The sequence below is a fragment of the Sphingobacterium sp. UME9 genome, from assembly GCF_014170215.1.
GTDB classification, from domain to species: Bacteria; Bacteroidota; Bacteroidia; order Sphingobacteriales; family Sphingobacteriaceae; genus Sphingobacterium; species Sphingobacterium paramultivorum.
In genome coordinates, this window is record NZ_LZZP01000005.1 from 582170 (window position 1) to 599676 (window position 17507).

At 39.5% G+C, this 17507-nt stretch carries 18 protein-coding genes; 11 read left to right on the top strand and 7 right to left on the bottom strand.

The window, feature by feature from the left end:
• Position 1 precedes the first annotated feature (1 nt).
• From A9970_RS10925 to A9970_RS10940, 4 genes are all read right to left on the bottom strand, one after another.
• Positions 2 to 1051: a UDP-glucose--hexose-1-phosphate uridylyltransferase gene (locus A9970_RS10925; RefSeq protein WP_153844430.1), complete on the bottom strand. Its 1050-nt coding sequence runs from the start codon at positions 1049 to 1051 to the stop codon at positions 2 to 4.
• Between the two features lie 68 nt (positions 1052 to 1119).
• A complete protein-coding gene (locus A9970_RS10930; protein WP_182982285.1) occupies positions 1120 to 2394 on the bottom strand; it encodes a metallophosphoesterase in 1275 nt (424 codons plus the stop codon).
• A 12-nt stretch (positions 2395 to 2406) separates the two neighbouring features.
• Positions 2407 to 3441, bottom strand: coding sequence for a ferrochelatase (hemH, locus tag A9970_RS10935; protein WP_182982286.1), 1035 nt, complete (start codon positions 3439 to 3441; stop codon positions 2407 to 2409).
• Between the two features lie 81 nt (positions 3442 to 3522).
• Positions 3523 to 4371, bottom strand: a complete 849-nt coding sequence (locus A9970_RS10940; RefSeq protein ID WP_182982287.1) for a 4-hydroxy-3-methylbut-2-enyl diphosphate reductase — start codon at positions 4369 to 4371, stop codon at positions 3523 to 3525.
• 279 nt (positions 4372 to 4650) lie between these two features.
• On the opposite strand from A9970_RS10940, the gene A9970_RS10945 reads away from it, so the two are divergent.
• Entirely contained in the window at positions 4651 to 5070 is a 420-nt protein-coding gene (locus tag A9970_RS10945; protein WP_075994543.1) for a nucleoside-diphosphate kinase, read from the top strand.
• Between the two features lie 141 nt (positions 5071 to 5211).
• Here A9970_RS10945 and ybeY read toward each other — a convergent pair whose 3' ends face one another.
• Both ybeY and ruvX read right to left on the bottom strand, forming a co-directional pair.
• The gene (gene ybeY / locus A9970_RS10950) at positions 5212 to 5640 is read right to left on the bottom strand and encodes an rRNA maturation RNase YbeY (protein WP_182982288.1); all 429 of its coding nucleotides are present in this window, start codon (positions 5638 to 5640) and stop codon (positions 5212 to 5214) included.
• 48 nt (positions 5641 to 5688) lie between these two features.
• Positions 5689 to 6102, bottom strand: coding sequence for a Holliday junction resolvase RuvX (ruvX, locus tag A9970_RS10955; RefSeq protein ID WP_046671589.1), 414 nt, complete (start codon positions 6100 to 6102; stop codon positions 5689 to 5691).
• A 321-nt stretch (positions 6103 to 6423) separates the two neighbouring features.
• On the opposite strand from ruvX, the gene def reads away from it, so the two are divergent.
• The gene (def, locus tag A9970_RS10960; protein WP_182982289.1) at positions 6424 to 7650 is read left to right on the top strand and encodes a peptide deformylase; all 1227 of its coding nucleotides are present in this window, start codon (positions 6424 to 6426) and stop codon (positions 7648 to 7650) included.
• A gap of 123 nt (positions 7651 to 7773) precedes the next feature.
• Here the strand turns inward: def and A9970_RS10965 are convergent, their stop codons facing one another.
• Positions 7774 to 8763, bottom strand: coding sequence for an aspartate-semialdehyde dehydrogenase (locus tag A9970_RS10965; RefSeq protein ID WP_088163260.1), 990 nt, complete (start codon positions 8761 to 8763; stop codon positions 7774 to 7776).
• Positions 8764 to 9339: 576 nt separating this feature from the next.
• Between A9970_RS10965 and A9970_RS10970 the strand changes: the two genes are divergently transcribed.
• The 9 genes from A9970_RS10970 (at position 9340) to A9970_RS11010 (ending at position 17459) form a co-directional block, all read left to right on the top strand.
• Positions 9340 to 10287 carry an NAD-dependent epimerase/dehydratase family protein gene (locus A9970_RS10970; RefSeq protein ID WP_046671586.1) on the top strand — a complete coding sequence of 316 codons (948 nt, stop codon included), beginning with the start codon at positions 9340 to 9342 and terminating at the stop codon, positions 10285 to 10287.
• 2 nt (positions 10288 to 10289) lie between these two features.
• Positions 10290 to 11015 carry a YebC/PmpR family DNA-binding transcriptional regulator gene (locus A9970_RS10975; RefSeq protein WP_182982290.1) on the top strand — a complete coding sequence of 242 codons (726 nt, stop codon included), beginning with the start codon at positions 10290 to 10292 and terminating at the stop codon, positions 11013 to 11015.
• A 119-nt stretch (positions 11016 to 11134) separates the two neighbouring features.
• Positions 11135 to 12400, top strand: a complete 1266-nt coding sequence (locus tag A9970_RS10980; protein ID WP_182982291.1) for a hypothetical protein — start codon at positions 11135 to 11137, stop codon at positions 12398 to 12400.
• Positions 12401 to 12464: 64 nt separating this feature from the next.
• Positions 12465 to 13208, top strand: coding sequence for a DeoR/GlpR family DNA-binding transcription regulator (locus tag A9970_RS10985; RefSeq protein ID WP_046673148.1), 744 nt, complete (start codon positions 12465 to 12467; stop codon positions 13206 to 13208).
• 23 nt (positions 13209 to 13231) lie between these two features.
• On the top strand, positions 13232 to 14692 hold the full coding sequence (locus A9970_RS10990) for a lipopolysaccharide biosynthesis protein (RefSeq protein ID WP_182982292.1): 1461 nt from the start codon (positions 13232 to 13234) through the stop codon (positions 14690 to 14692).
• A complete protein-coding gene (locus tag A9970_RS10995) occupies positions 14693 to 15565 on the top strand; it encodes a glycosyltransferase family 2 protein (RefSeq protein ID WP_182982293.1) in 873 nt (290 codons plus the stop codon).
• Positions 15566 to 15568: 3 nt separating this feature from the next.
• Positions 15569 to 16483, top strand: a complete 915-nt coding sequence (locus tag A9970_RS11000; protein ID WP_182982294.1) for a glycosyltransferase — start codon at positions 15569 to 15571, stop codon at positions 16481 to 16483.
• 5 nt (positions 16484 to 16488) lie between these two features.
• On the top strand, positions 16489 to 17244 hold the full coding sequence (locus tag A9970_RS11005) for a glycosyltransferase family 2 protein (protein WP_182982295.1): 756 nt from the start codon (positions 16489 to 16491) through the stop codon (positions 17242 to 17244).
• Positions 17244 to 17459: a DUF3820 family protein gene (locus A9970_RS11010; protein ID WP_046673143.1), complete on the top strand. Its 216-nt coding sequence runs from the start codon at positions 17244 to 17246 to the stop codon at positions 17457 to 17459. Before A9970_RS11005 ends, A9970_RS11010 begins: the two co-directional genes overlap by 1 nt.
• Positions 17460 to 17507: the final 48 nt, after the last annotated feature.

The following is a 17507-nucleotide window of genomic DNA, read 5'->3' on the forward strand; positions in this document are numbered from 1 at the left end:
CTTATTTAGCTTTATAATGTACTGTCGAACAATTTCGCAACTGTTCTGCGGCAACTTCCGGTGTGATATCACGTTGTGGATTTGCTAGCATCTCATAACCTACCATAAACTTTTTAACAGTAGCAGAACGTAACAGTGGCGGATAGAAGTGCATATGCCAGTGCCACTCCGGGTGGTCTCCATCATTTACCGGCGCTTGATGCATTCCTGCAGAATAGGGGAAGGATGTTTTGAAGAGATTGTCATAACGCGTTGTCAGCAACTTGAGGATAGCGGCAAAATCCGTCTTTTCCTTTTCGTCAAACCCAGCAATGTTTTGGATAGATCGTTTGCTGACAATCATCGTTTCGTAAGGCCAGGCAGCCCAAAAAGGGACTAGAGAAACAAAAGAATCATTTTCGTCAATAATGCGCTCCTCTTTTCTCAACTCTGCTTTAACATAATCTGATAGGATTGTACGTTGATATTTATTGAAATATTGCTGTTGTTGAACGCATTCTTTTTGGATTTCTACAGGCAAATGATTTTGTGACCAGATCTGTCCGTGGGGATGTGGATTACTACAGCCCATGATCGCACCTTTATTTTCGAAAATTTGAATGTATTTGATCCAGTCAACCTTGGACAGTTCAACAAATTCCTTCTGCCAAAGATCAATCACTGATTTGATTGCGGCCTGATCCATTTCGGGTAGTGTAAGATCGTGGCGTGGAGTGAATGCAATTACCTTACAGATCCCTCTTTCGGTCTCTGCGACAAATAATTCATCCTCATTAAATTCTTGCTGGCTTGTATCTTTTAATAAAGCCGAGAAATCGTTCACGAAGACAAAACTTTCTTTATAATCTGGATTGATATCACCGTCTGCTCGTTTATTTGTCGGACACAAATAGCATTGTGGATCATATTCCGGTCTATTATCCCCGGGAAGATCCTCCACTTGCCCTTGCCATGGTCTTTTACTACGATGCGGAGACACAAGTACTTTTTCCCCGGTAAGAATATTAACACGTGTGTGGGGAGAGTCCCCAAAGTTTAAAGTTGATTGCATGTTATGTATAACTGGTGTACAGAATACACAATTATAGCTATATTAACTCAAAAGTCAAAGGGGATTTTTTAGGCTTTAAACTTTGGGTCTTGCGCTTTTAGCAATTCGAATATGGTAATTTCAGGCAGAATTCCAACGCGTCCCGGATAACCCAAAAAACCATAGCCGACATTCACATATAATCGTTTGTTCTGTTGTTCACGATATAGCCCTGCCCATTCCTTATAGATATATTGTACTGGACTCCATTGCAACATCTCGGATCTTACGCCAAATTGCATACCGTGTGTATGTCCGGCAAACATCACATCCACGTCGGTATCCAATACCTGAGCCCGCCAATGCGACGGGTCGTGAGATAACAGCAACTTGACAGGCTGCTCTTCGGTACCCATTAAAGCTTTCTTGATATCACCATGTTTCGGAAAACGGCCTGTCCCCCAATTCTGAACCCCGACAATACAAAGCTCTTCACCGTCGACCTTAATCTTGCGATTTTCATCCATTAACAGATCCCAGCCCATGATTTTATGAACATCGATCACATCCTTGAGGTTCTTGCGTTTTGCAGGAGAATCTTCTTTACCATAATAATAATCACCATAGTCGTGGTTACCTAATGTAGAAAACACACCTAAATCAGATTTCACACGAGCAAAAATATCTTGATAACCGCGCATTTCAGAAGCTTGGGCATTCACAATATCACCGGTAAAAAATGTCACATCAGCCTTTTCCTTTAAAAGCATATCAATACCACCGTTGACAGCCTTTTTATTGTAGAAAGATCCCGAGTGCACATCTGAAATCTGCGCGATGGTCATTCCATGAAATGCTTTGGGCAAATTTGGCAAATACAACGGTACTCTCCTTACACGATAGTCGTAGGCTCCTGAAATAATACCCCAGCTCAATGGTATCAAGGGTGAGGCACCGACTAGAATACCAGCTTTTGTCAAAAACTCGGATCGGCTAATCCCTTTCACCGGATTTTCCGGTAAAGGGTCTCCGGCATCTTCAACTAGGTCTTCAATAGATCTCTTTTTTGTAAATAGACGTTTTAACCATACACCACCGCGTCGGATATCATCAATTAACAAAATCAAAAAGAAAAATATCTTTGATGCGGCAGTCAGAAAAAAGGCGACTAAAATAACCGACCGTACGATTAAAGGAATACTATATTGTGCTGAGATAAAAACTCCCAATAGTAGTAGAACAGAATAAGACCACCAGAGGATGGAAAATACTTTTGTTTTGGGAAATTTGATCTTCGTTGCACGGAGCGCAAAGAAAATATAAAAATCCAATATGAGTAATACACACGCGTTTACTAACAACATCTTTTACCTATTTTAGTTTTTGGCATTGAGTGCCAATTGTTTTAAAGACTCGATCCATTTGGGATCATCGTTAAGACTTTCTACCAAACAAACCTCTTCTCCACCTAAGTGCTTAAATTCATTAGCATATTCCACGCCAATTTCATCAATGGTCTCGATACAATCCGCCACAAAAGCAGGACTGAAAATTAATAACTTCTTATAACCTTTCGCGGCAAGGTCGTGCAACAAATCCGAGGTATATGGCTGTATCCAGGGCTCTTTACCTAACCGTGATTGAAAGCAAAGCGAATATTGTTCTTTTTTTAACCCAAGCTTTGCAGCTATCGTCCGTGTAGTTGCATAACATTGCGAGAGATAGCAGTATGAATTGGCTGTCGTTTTACAGGAATCACAGCCTGATTCAGGGCATTTGAGCCGACCTGTCGGATCCACTTTGCCAAGCTGTCGCACAGGAAGTCCATGATAGCTAAAGACAAAATGGTCAAAACTTTCCAAATCGTGCCTGCGGGCATGATCTGCATAAGTTTCTGCCATCAAATCGTCTGTACAGAAATTGCTTACGAAACTGATTTCCGGTAGATAATTCCATTTGCGGATTAGCTCCATGACGCGATCAATGACCGAGCCCGATGTTGCCGAAGCGTACTGTGGAAATAAAGGAATTACGCGAATGGACTCCAAAAATAGGCCTTCCATATTTTTCAATGCAGCCTCAATCGATGGGTTTTGGTAACGCATCGCTAATTCGACATGATATTCTTCACCCAATGCCTCTTGAAGCAGATCACGTTGCAAAATACTGTAATGCATCAAAGGTGATCCCGTTTCTTTATCCCAGATCGTTTCGTAAACTTTTGCAGATTTGGGAGCACGTGTACGTGCAATGATTCCCTTTACCAATAAGGTTCGTTGAAAATAAGGAATATCAATGACACGTGGATCCATTAAGAACTCCGTTAAATACTTTTTTACATCTGGAGTAGTGGGACTATCAGGTGTACCCAATTGTACTAAAAGAATACCTTTTTTGCCTTTATTGCTCATAGCTTACAAAGCTACGCAAAAAAGAATGCACTCGGGATCTAAACCGCGGAATTATGAAATATCTGTGACGGGTAATTGTGCTTATAATGCCTCTAAACTTGCTTTTACGTCTTTCATCAACCACATTGGCGTTGAAGTAGCACCACAGATACCAATGCGGTCATTTTCGGCAAAGACCGATGCATCTAACTCAGCTGGATCAGAAATAAAATAACTAGCGGGATTGGCGTTTTGACAAACTTCAAACAATACCTTTCCATTGGAGGATTTCTTACCCGATACAAAGACGATTTTATCGTATTGTCTGGCGAAAGCACCAAGATCTTCGTATCGATTGGAAACCTGTCGACAGATGGTATCATTGGCCTTCACTTCATACCCGCGTTTGATTAGTTCGTCTTTGATAGCATAAAATTTATCTACGCTTTTTGTTGTCTGGCTGTATAGCGTAAATGAGGCCGGCAATTCGACCTGATCCAATTCGGTAATATCCTGAAAAACTAAGGCTTCATTATTTGTCTGCCCCTGCAAACCGATCACTTCAGCATGCCCATGCTTCCCGAAGATTAAAATTTTCTCCTTTTGATCGAACGAGGTTTTTATACGGTTCTGCAATTTAAGCACCACTGGACAAGAGGCATCTATCAAGGTAATGTTGTTTTCCAAAGCAATGCGATAGGTTTCGGGCGCTTCACCGTGGGCACGGATCAATACCTTTTCATTGCTCAAGGTTGGCAGAGCAGCATGGTCGATAATCCGTAAACCTTTTGCTTTCAATCGAGCAACTTCCTCATCATTATGAACAATATCTCCCAAACAATAAAGATATCCATCCTCCGCCAAGATTTCTTCCGCCATATCAATAGCGTATACCACTCCAAAGCAAAAGCCTGAATCTTTATCGATGTCTACTGTTAGATTTAATGCCATAATATCACAAAGTTACATATTCGTATTGAACTTAGATAAATTGTTTTATTACTTTTCTAGTAACGGTCACATACAAAGCCTTGTTACATACCGAGAAAAAACAGCTGATTAGGAGCATGCGAAACGTCTATTTCAATATAAACATATTTTCGAGGCGTATAAGATTTAGCGATAAGGATCACATCAGCCAGTTGGCTTATCAATAATTGTGTCTATATGAAGCGTAATGATATTGCATATGAAAAGCAATTTATCTAATTTTGCAAAAAAATTAAAATAATGGCAACTAACAGAACTTTTACGATGATCAAACCTGACGCAGTAGCGAACGGTCACATCGGTGCAATCTTAAACGATATCATTGCTGGTGGTTTTAAAATCATTGCAATGAAATACATCCAACTTTCTCAAGAGACAGCTGGTGCATTCTATGCAGTACACAAAGAGCGTCCTTTCTATGGTGAGTTGGTAAAATTTATGACTTCAGGTCCTATTGTTGCTGCAATCTTGGAAAAAGATAATGCTGTTGAAGATTTCCGTACATTGATCGGCGCGACTAATCCTGCTGATGCAGCGGAAGGTACAATCCGTAACAAATATGCTAAATCTATTGACGCAAACGCTATCCATGGATCGGATTCAGATGAGAATGCTGCTATCGAAGGAAACTTCTTCTTCTCTCAATTTGAAAGATTCTAGTCGTTAGAAACAACATAAAAAAAGCGCTTTACAAATTGTAAAGCGCTTTTTTTATGTTGTTTCCTTCTCACTCTCGAGTAAAATAGAACCTTCAACCGGTTCACCGAACAGTCGGCCCTAACGACAGCACGAAGGAGTATGTTAAAAGTTTCTTTGACCTAGATATTCATCCTCCTTGGCGGTCATCTTTGCTTTATCTGCCGGCTTTTTATCCGGATAGCCACACAGGTGCATTACACCATGAATGATAACCCGATGAAGCTCGTCACGCACATCAACCTTAAATTTTTCGGCATTCTCCTGAATACGTTCCACGCTGATAAAAATATCACCAGCGATGGTGTCATCATATTCGGAAGAATCAAAAGTAACGATATCAGTATAGGTATCGTGATTTAAATACTGCTTATTGATTTCAAGTAAGTAAGCATCCGAGCAAAGGATAAAACTCAATTCGCCTACACGTTTAAATCCTTCGGATTTGATGGCATCAGCAATCCATTGACGAATCTTTCCCTTTTCTTTTAATTTGAAATCCGTATCCTCGGTAAAAAATAATATGCTCTTCATCCTTCTATTTTTTATTCATTTTTGTTTGACTTATCAGTCGTTGTGTATCTAAAAATTACGGCTATCCATGTAGCTTTGCAAAATGATCGTTGCAGACACGGTATCAATTAGTCCTTTTTGTTGACGGTCCTTCTTTTTTTTTCCACTTTGTGCAATCGCTGCAGAAGCCATTTTAGAAGTAAAACGCTCATCTATTTCGGCGACAGCAATTGCGGGATAAGTCTTCTTCAGTTTCCGAATAAAACCGACAACATGCTGTGCGGATTCCGAATCTGTCCCATCCAGCTGCCGTGGCTTGCCTACAACAAACGTTTCCACCTGTTCTGTCTGTAAATAATCAGCTAAGTATGTCCAGATATCCTGCGGATGTACTGTCGTCAATGCTGTAGCGATAATTTGCATTGGATCGGTCACCGCAACCCCTATTCGCTTTGTACCGTAATCAAAGGCCATCAATCTCATGGATATATATTTTTTACAAAAATACAAAGTAGTCCTGAGTATTACACAGGAAGATTTAATATTTCAATTGGACTCCGCTTTCTAATACATCCTCTTCTCGTTTTTGATCTTTTAATTTTGATCTTTTAATCAAAAAAAACTATAACTTTGATAGACTATTTGACAACGACAAGCTAACTTGCTTTTTGAGGCAATAGATCACCGAATTCAATCTGATCATAGCGGGCCTATAGACTTACCTATAGGCACACTGATCAAAACAACATCAAAAGCAATGCGGCATTTGGCTGTGCGAAATCGGAAGAATAAATATTTAAACAAATGAAAAAAACACTTATTGCCAGTTTCCTTTTGGCCTTATGCTTAAGTACACATGCTCAAAGTAAATATGAGCAACAAATTACCGCTCTTCGTGAAAAAAAAGCCACTGAATTGGCGAAAGAACAATATGGCCCATTGAAATCAGATCAAGTAGCGTTTTTGGATTACTTTCCCGTAGATGCGGGCTATAAAGTCAACGCCAAAATTGAAGTTTTGTTTGACGAACCGGTATTTCGGATGCCAACCTACGATGGCACAAGCAACGAGTACAAACGTTACGCCATCATAACATTTACTCTTCATGGAAAACAACATACGTTGAATGTCTACCAAAGTGTCGCATTATTTCAAAATCCAGCATACAAAAACCATTTATTTTTACCATTTTTAGATTTAACAAATGGTCAGGAAAGCTATAGTGGGGGCCGGTATATTGATTTATCAACAGACGACATTAAAGGAAACAATGTTGAGATAGACTTTAACAAAGCCTATAATCCGTATTGCGCTTATAGCAATGGCTACCGTTGCCCAGTCCCCCCAGTTGAGAACAATTTAGAAACAAAAATTATGGCCGGAGAAAAAGCATTTCATAAGTCAAAGAATGAAAGACCAGTCAACCTTAACGCAGGACAGGAGTTCAGTGCTGCCGACAAGAAAATCATTTTATCAGGAGATGAAAATGCAATTCTTCGCGTATTGCAAACAACAGACGATAAAGATCTGAAAGTTTTAAAAGCTACAAGCAGTGATGTCAAATACAACGACCCATTGATTGAGTCTCTTTCCAAAAGAATGTTCGCGACTGTACGTGATCCCAATCACCCCGGTGTAGGCATTGCAGCGCCACAAATCGGTATAAATAAAAATCTAATCTGGGTACAGCGATTTGACAAACCAGATCAACCATTTGAATTTTATGTAAATCCTAAAATTCTATGGCGCTCCAAACTGAAACGCAAAGGCGCCGAAGGCTGTCTTTCTATCCCTAATCGTAAAGAGGATGTATTACGGAGTTATGCTATCCGCCTACAATACATCAATAAAGAAGGTAAAGTTATCGAAGAAAATATCGAGGGTTTTACTGCTGTTATTTTTCAGCACGAAACGGATCATCTTTTCGGCATTCTATTTCCAGATCGACTGGAAGAGCAAAGCAAAGAAGCCTATGCGCCGTTGAATGACAAGATTGAGTTTTCTATCCAACCCACAACATTGACGCCATAATTTCTAGCCCCAGTATCAAGGGCCAAATCATAAGTATATAAATTGTGATTTGATGATAGTACAAAAAGAGCCCCCATGAACGAATTCGTGGGGGCTCCATATTTATTATGGAATCTACTTGAGTTAGATCAATCCTTTTTCGGCCAATAACTCCGCTACCTGAACTGCATTTGTTGCAGCACCTTTACGTAAGTTATCCGCTACTACCCACATGTTAAGGGTATTTGGCTGAGATTCATCACGACGGATACGTCCTACAAAAACCTCATCTCTGCCATGTGCATCCTTTGGCATTGGATATTGTAGTGACGCAGGATCGTCAACAACAATACAGCCACTTTGCGCCGCTAAAGCTGCACGTACATCATTCAAATCAAAGTCATTTTCAAATTCGATATTCAATGATTCCGAGTGTCCTCCCATAACTGGAATACGCACTGTCGTTGCAGTTACTTTAATAGAATCATCACGCATGATTTTATTTGTTTCCAAAATCATCTTCATTTCCTCTTTCGTGTATCCATTTTCTTGAAAAACATCAATATGAGGAATAACGTTCAAATCAATCTGATAAGGATAAGCTTTTTCACCATCTTTTCCGGCACGTTCATCCATTAACTGGTTAACGGCCTTAACACCAGTACCTGTTACAGATTGGTAAGTAGAAACTACAACACGTTTGATTTTATATTTATCATGTAATGGCTTTAAAGCCACCACCATTTGTATAGTTGAGCAATTCGGGTTTGCAATAATCTTGTCTTCAGCAGATAACACATCGCCATTTACTTCTGGAACAACCAACTTTTTCGTTGGGTCCATACGCCATGCCGAAGAATTGTCGATCACTGTAATTCCAGCTTCAGCAAATTTAGGCGCGAATTCTTTCGAGGTATCACCACCAGCAGAAAATAACGCAACATCAGGTTTCAAAGCAATAGCCTCAGATGGTGTAACCACCTTATACTTCTTTCCCTTGAATTCAATTTCCTTACCCTTACTACGCTCTGAAGCTACTGGAATTAATTCTGTTACTGGGAAATTTCGCGCCGCCAACACGGTTAGCATCTCAGTACCTACAAGGCCTGTTGCGCCGACTACTGCCACTTTCATTTTTGTCTGTGTTTAAATTGTGTATATAAAATTGTTATTTGATTTTGTTTTTAGTTGATTCTTGAAGAATGAATTCTTCAAATTTAAAAAATATTCCCTAATTCCACTATTAAAATAACAAAATATTACTCCCTCTGCTAAAAATATCACAACATTAAGAATTTTTCCTCCATAATTGCTAAAAAAGGAATCCATGCATCCCATAACTATTGCTAAAAATCAAGATTAAAGCAATTCAAAAAAAATAAAAATTTTCGCTGCTTATTCAAAAAAAAAGAACAAACGATTGAAACAGTTTAAAATCTCATAAAAACAGTCCCAAGAGTCTAAAAATTAGCATTTTTTCCCTACTTCCTAAAAGGCCACAAAGTTGATAGATACTGAAAAGCCTTTATATTTGCATCATAAACCGCCATGGTTGAAATTTCATTTTTCATTACATGATGAAACGTAAATTATGTCAGGCTAGATCTTATCATATCGATAGGAAGAAACGAGCGAAGCGATTCATTTATATTCTTGAGCATGGACACTCATTATAGTGAAAGCAGGAGCTTCATAAAATAAAACTTACAAATGAAAGAAAGCATTATTATCATTGGTGCAAATGGCCAGATCGGCACAGAATTAGCTATCGCCTTGCGCAAAAAATTTGGTGCAGAGAATGTTGTAACCACTGACATTAGAGAACCACAGATTAAAAGCCCTGACGAAAATTTCGAAATCGCTAATGTCCTTGACAAAAATGGACTCGAGACATTATTTCAACAATATAAACCTACTCAAGTATATCTATTAGCTGCCATGCTTTCGGCTACAGGTGAAAAATACCCTGAGAAGGCTTGGGAATTGAATATGAATGGTCTATTGAATGTTCTTGATCTAGCCGTAAGCTATAAAGTTTCAAAGATATTTTGGCCAAGCTCAATCGCTGTTTTTGGACCGCATTCTCCGAAAACAAATACCGAACAATATTGCGTAATGGATCCGAACACAATTTATGGTATCAGCAAACTCGCAGGTGAGCGTCTCATTGAATGGTATCAGGAACACCGCGGTCTGGATATTCGCAGTGTCCGCTATCCGGGCATCATTTCTTGGAAAACGGAACCAGGAGGTGGCACAACGGATTATGCAGTCGATATTTTTTATGAAGCATTAAAAACCGGGACATACGCCTGCTTCTTATCTGAAAACACAGCATTACCCATGTTATATATGGAAGATGCCATCCGTGGTACACTCGAATTAATGGATGCACCGAAGGAAAGCCTAAGCATTCGCCACAGTTATAACCTTGGTGGTATTACATTTACTCCAAAAGAACTTGCACAAGAAATTAAAAAAATTCTTCCTAATTTTGCAATCTCTTACATCGAGAACGATCCAAGACAACAGATTGCCGATTCATGGCCTGCTAGTCTAGATGATTCTTATGCGAGAAAAGACTGGAACTGGACGCCGGAATTTGACATCCAGAAGATGACTGTCGACATGATTGAAAATCTTAAAAACAAAATATAACAATGGGAAGAGCTTTCGAATTCAGAAAAGAGCGGAAATTCAAACGCTGGGCCAAAATGGCCGTTCAATTTACACGTTTAGGTAAAGAAATCGCCATGGCGGTTAAAGAAAGCGGCCCTCACCCTGAAACCAACTCGAGACTTCGTACAGCAATACACAATGCCAAGGCAGTAAATATGCCCAAGGATCGTATCGAAGCCGCAATCAAACGTGCTTCAGAAAAAGATTCAAAAGGTTACGAAGAATATGTATACGAAGGCTATGGCCCTCATGGTGTACCTGTTTTAATTGAAACTGCAACAGATAACACCAACCGCACCGTAGGAAACATCCGTAGCTATTTTACAAAAGCAGGTGGTTCATTAGGGAAAACAGGATCATTGGATTTTATTTTCAATCGTAAATCCATTTTCCGCTTTGCTGCAACAGAGGAACTGGACTTAGAAGAGCTTGAATTAGAGTTGATCGATGGAGGCTTAGAAGAATTGTACGTAGAAGCTGATGAAGAAGGCAATGATATTGCTGTCGTTCAAACTTCCTTCGAAGACTTTGGTAATATGCAAAAATTACTCGAAGAAAAGAGAATTGAAGTAACATCTGCAAAATTGGAACGTATCGCTTTATCGCATTCAGATATTACGGAAGAACAAGCTGCTGATGTGTTGAAGATGATCGATAAAATCGAAGAAGATGACGATGTTCAAGCAGTTTACCATAACATGGCTTAAGCTATTGAACCTATAAAACAATAAAAAAGAGCGCTAGTCGCTCTTTTTTATTTTAGGCCTCCCAGCTGCGTCAGAAAAATTACTACATTTGTAATAGACTATATTAAACTCATAACAGGATGACTTTTGAAGAATTTTTCATAAAAAAGAAAATTGATTTAAAAGCTTTACAAGCTGCAGATGGACCTTTATTTGAAGAGTTCAAAGCACATTATTCTGCTATGGGAGAAAAGAGTTTTGACCACAGCAAAAAGTTTTGGTTCAACAAGCTCCGAAAAAGTTTCCATCTAGCAGAGGAGGAAACTGTCATTGCAAAACCTATTGTAAAACAGGTTATCGCTGATATTGCACCCGACAACTCCGGTGTTGCGGCAACAAAACCAGCAGGCTTTAAACCACGATTCAAGGCACCGCCTACAGCCGTAGAAGATGAAGTCAAGGCAACATCCAAAAAGGAAATAACTGATTCAGCGGAATCCACTCCTGATTCAATACCGACAGGCTTCAGACCAAGGTTCAAAGCTGGAGTTACCAAAGCTCCTGATGCAGCCGCAAGCACATCTGTACCAGAAGAAAAAACCGACGAGGCAACAAACTCCGCTCCAAAACCGACAGGCTTCAAACCAAGGTTCAAAGCTGGAGTTACCAAAGCTCCTGACGCAGCGGCAAGCACATCTGCATCCGAAGAAACGACCGACGAGGCAACAAACTCCGCTCCAAAACCCACGGGCTTCAAACCGAGATTCAAAGCCGGAGTAACCAAAGCCCCTGACGCAGCGGCAAGCACATCTGCATCCGAAGAAAAAACCGACGAGGCAACAAACTCCGCTCCAAAACCGACAGGCTTCAAGCCAAGGTTCAAAGCTGGAGTCTCCAAAACGGAAACTTCTGAACAGGCACAGCTGCCCGATACGAAAGACGAAATTAAGTTAGATAACAGCGTAAAGGCTGAACCTGAAAACAGCAGCACAGAAACACAGGAACCCGCTGCCAGTAAACCTACGGGCTTCAAACCGAGATTCAAAGCCGGAGTAACCAAAACGGAAACTTCTGAACAGGCACAGCTACCTGATACGAAAGACGAAATTAAGTTAGATACCAACGTAAAGGCTGAACCTGAAAACAACAGCACAGAAACACAGGAACCCGCTGCCAGTAAACCCACGGGCTTCAAACCGAGATTCAAAGCCGGAGTAACCAAAACGGAAACTTCTGAACAGGCACAGCGACCTGATACGAAAGACGAAATTAAGTTAGATACCAACGTAAAGGCTGAACCTGAAAACAACAGCACAGAAACACAGGAACCCGCTGCCAGTAAACCCACGGGCTTCAAACCGAGATTCAAAGCTGGCATAACAAAAATTGACAAAAAGGAAGAATAATTTTCACTACATTTAGACTGATTTTTTTAATTATTTTTAAATTCCGATTAAAAACCAAAGACCAATGTTAAAGGAAGAAAGACAAGCATTCATTATACATCAGATTAACCTACATAATAAAGTTTTATCATCAGATCTAAGTGTTCAACTGAATGTATCTGAAGATACAATTAGACGTGACTTAAACGAACTCGCCGAGAATGGAAAAGTTCTAAAAGTCTATGGTGGGGCATTATCAAAATCTTTTCAATTCCCTTTTCAGGATGGAAACGTATATGCCAAGGAGGCAAAAAAAGAAATTGCCAAGAAAGCAAGCACTTTAATCTCCAATGGAATGACTGTTTTAGTCGGAGGCGGGACAACCTTAATTGAATTAGCGAGAACAATACCCGATCATTTGCAGTGTACATTTTTCACTATAAGTCCATTAGTTGCACTAGAATTGGCCGAAAAGCCAAATCTTGAAGTCATTTTAGTTGGCGGAAAACTTTCACGCAATACAAACATTGTTTCCGGAGCCCAAGTCGCTAATGAATTGGCAGATCTTAAAGTCGATCTTTGTTTGTTGGGAACAAATTCTCTTTCAGTAGAAGATGGGGTGACCGATTCAGACTGGGAGGTGGTACAAATCAAACGTGCGATGATTAAATGCTCGAAAAAAGTGGCTATTTTAAGTATTGCTGAGAAACTAAATTCAGTTCAAAAAATGAAAGTTGTGCCGTTACGTGATATTTCTTATTTGATTACCGATGTCAATCCAACTGATGTTTCCCTAAAAGAATTTGCGAATACAATTGCAATACTTTAATATTGCCGCTCATTTAATTTAGCATGTCATCGCAAACGAAAAATGACTCTTTAAAATCAAAAACAACAAAAGGACTGCTGTGGGGTGGTATGGCAAGTATCATCCAGCAGTTTTTGGGCTTCGGCTTCGGCATCCTACTAAACCGTAAGCTAACAGCAGAAGATTATGGCTTAGTAGCTATGATCACCATCTTTTCTGTTCTCGCCTCTGCTTTTCAAGAAAGTGGATTTGTGTATGGAATTGTCAATAAAAAAGAAGTCGAACATAAAGATTATAACGCGGTATTTTGGACAAGTGTAGGAATTGGAACATTTATTTATATCGTTTTATTTTTTGCGGCTCCTCTTATCGCCTTATACTATAATCAACCAGTACTTGTAGAACTTAGTAGATTTACCTTTTTATCCTTTTGGCTAGGTAGCTTTGGTATTGCGCACAATGCTTACCTCTTCCGGAATTTAAAAATCAAAGAAAGAGTCATCACAGGCACCTTTGCGCTTATTGCATCAAATATAGTCGGAGTTTATTTAGCCTATAAGGACTATGCCTATTGGGCATACGCGATCCAAATTGTCTCCTATAGTGGTTTCAATATGCTCGGATTCTGGTATTTTTCCAAATTCAGACCTACTTTCCAGTTCGATTTTAAACCTATTCGCGACATTTTAGGATTTAGCAGTAAAATACTAGTCACCAATATTTTCATCAACATCAACAAAAATATATATGCTGCGATCTTAGGCCGGCATTATACCGCTGAAGAACTGGGATATACCGTGAATCCAAATCGTTGGAGCATCATGGCCCAGAATATATTGACCAATATGGTTAATAATGTGACACAGCCTATTTTAAAGGAAATAGAAGATGATAAGGATAGACAAGTTCGGGTTTTTCGCAAACTAATTTCCTTTACGGCCTTTTTAGCCTTTCCAATGTTATTTGGTTTAACAACTGTAGCACAAGATTTCATTACTATTGCGATCACCGATAAATGGGCACAAAGTGCCATATTTCTTCAAATATTTTGTATTGGCGCGGCATTTGATTCTGTAAGCAATGTCTTTTCCAACCTCATCATTAGCAAGGGAAAACCTGAAGTTTATATGCGGAATATCATCGTGTTTGGTATACTCCAAATCGCTATTCTATTCTTCGGCAAATCATTAGGTCTTGAATTGCTCATTGGATTAACCTCAGCATTAAATGCCCTCTGGATATTCGTTTGGTATGCTTCCGCTAAACCTTATATGAATTATTCATTTCGTTATCTTCTGGCAGATATTTTTGCTTATGCATTATTGGCAGCTGTCAGTTGTATTACAGCTCACTATGCCACCGCATCTATCGCCAACCTCTATCTTCGGTTTGCAAGTACAATTGGAGTGGCTGTATGTGCATATATCATTGTCAACAGAATCTTTAAACCCAGCATTTTGTTGGAATTATTCCACTATTTCCTAACAGTTATCCGAAAAAAATAGATGGCCAGGATTCTCACCATAATCGTCTCTTATAATTTTGAACCTTGGATCCACAAGTGCTTACCCAGCCTATTGGATTCGAGCTATCCAACAGATATTTTAGTTGTCGACAACAATTCGGGAGACAACACAACACAGATCATAAAAGAAACGTACCCGACAATAAGGCTAATAGAAAGTTCCGAAAATCTGGGTTTTGGAAAGGCCAACAACATCGGACTTGACATTGTTTTGAAGGAAGAATATGATTATGCATTTTTGGTCAATCAGGACGCCTGGCTGGATCAGGACTGTATTGCCAACTTAGTGAAAATAAACGCAGACAATATCGGAATTATCTCGCCTATTCACTACGATGGAACCGAAACAACACTAGACCATGGTTTTGCCGTATATACAAAAAATGCTACTAACGAAAATTCTTATCGAATTTGCTCTTTCGTCAATGCTGCATTTTGGTTTATCCCCAACCCGGTGATCAGAAAAGTCGGTGGTTTCGCGCCGATCTTTTTCCATTATGGAGAAGATAAGGATTATGCCAACCGCATCAAATACTACGGATTAAACATCATTCTCGCCGACAGAGCAAAGGCCTATCACGATAGACAACAGCGTAAAACAGACCGAAAAGCCTTTCTGAAAAGCGAATTTGTCTATCATTTGACAGAGTATTGCAATATCAATTATACCTTTGTAAGATCTTTTTCGATGGCCATATTGGCGAGTCTGAAGAAAATGGGAGCTTCAATTTTTAAAGGTCATATTTTTGAAGCAAAAAGCTACTTAAACATTGCTTTTAGATTGCTAGGCAAATCGGGAGCTGTTTATCGTACTCGTCTAAGCAACAAAAAAGCATACAACAAAATCTATTGATAAATGAACAGTATTGCTCCAGTCATACTTTTTGTGTACAATCGTCCTGATCATACAATAAGAACACTCTCAGCTTTAGAACAGAACAAGCTTGCAGACCAGACTACACTTTACATTTATTCGGATGCTGCAAAAAACGAAAAATCTCTTCAGGCAGTTACTGAAGTCCGAAAGATTATCAACAAGTCCTGGAACTTTAAAGAAGTTATTATTGTCGAACGAACAGAAAATTGGGGTTTGGCAGCCAATGTGATCGACGGAGTTACAAAAGTGGTTAATGCACATGGAAAGATTATAGTTTTGGAAGATGATCTGGAAACTGCTGTGTTTGCCCTAGATTATTTCAATCAAGCACTGGAGCGCTATAAAGATCAAGATCAGGTCATGGAGATCAGCGGTTATGGTTATCCGCTAAAAGATTTAAATAAACTGCCTGAGACCTTCTTTTTTCGGGTCGCCAATAGTTGGGGCTGGGCAACCTGGGATCGCGCCTGGCAACATTTCAATCCGAATATTGATGAACTTGTATCGGATTTTACGGCCGAGCAGATACACCAATTCAGTATCGAGGGTAAAGAAAACTTCTGGAAACAAGTGCAGGAATTTAAGGCCGGAAAGATCAACTCTTGGGCGATACGCTGGTATGCTTCTGTATTCAAAAAAAATGGGTTAGTTTTGTATCCAAGGAATTCGATGACGCAAAATATTGGCAACGATGGTTCGGGTACACATACAGCTGCGGAAGCAACTTATCAGGTTACACTAGCAGAAAGCCCTGTACGGTATTTTCCGACGGAAATTTCAGAAAACAAGCAAGCTTATGAGGCCATCAAGTATTTCTATGCACATCGGAAAGGATCTTTATTCAACCGTGGCATCCGATTCCTGAAGAAGAAAATGAATAAATTCAATACATAAAAAACATGTCTGCTCATCCTAAATTTTCGATTATAACTGTCGTTTACAACAATGTGCGTGACATAGAACACACCCTAAAATCTGTTGTCAATCAGAGCTATGACCATATAGAATATATTGTCATTGATGGACAATCAACTGATGGAACATTAGAGATCATCCAAAAATACAGGGATAAAATCACCGTTCTCCTTTCCGAAAAGGATAAGGGGATCTATGATGCAATGAATAAGGGATTAGCATTAGCAACAGGTGATTATGTTCTTTTTCTAAATTCCGGAGATGAGATCTATGATCTCAACAGCATTGAGAATCTTGCCAAACTGAGCGATGATGCGGATATTCTTTACGGCGAAACTATCCTCGTAGATGACAATCGGAATATTATTGGTGAACGGAGGCATAAAGTTCCGGCTCATTTCGACTGGAAAAGCTTTCGCTATGGCATGAATATATGCCATCAGGCCATCTATATCAAACGGGAAATTGCCGAGCCATACGATCTCAATTATAAATTATGTGCTGATATTGACTGGGTTATTCGTTGTGCAAAAAAGGCAAAAAAAACGGTCAATGCACAGCAATATGTAGCTCGGTATCTTGTGGGCGGGATGTCAAAACAAAGACATAAGGAATCCTTGAAAGAGCGCTTTGCTATTTTCAAACACTACTATGGGGCCATTCCCAATCTATTCAATCATGGGATCATTGCGCTAAAAGCAGTTTGGTACCGTCTCAATTATGGAAAACCTCAAGACTAATGTTGAATCCTGAAATTTTAACCGAGCTTGTTACAGTCAAGATGCCATTTGGCAAATACCAGGGATACACATTGTGTAATCTTCCTGAGCCCTACCTTGTATGGTATAACCAAAAAGGCTTTCCAAAGGGAAAGCTAGGCCAGCAGTTAGCGACACTCTATGAAATAAAGCTTAATGGCTTGGAATACCTGCTCGAACCTTTAAAGAAAAGGTGACGACGGTCATTTTATTCCACTTATTATTTTTTGTAGCTTTGCACTAAA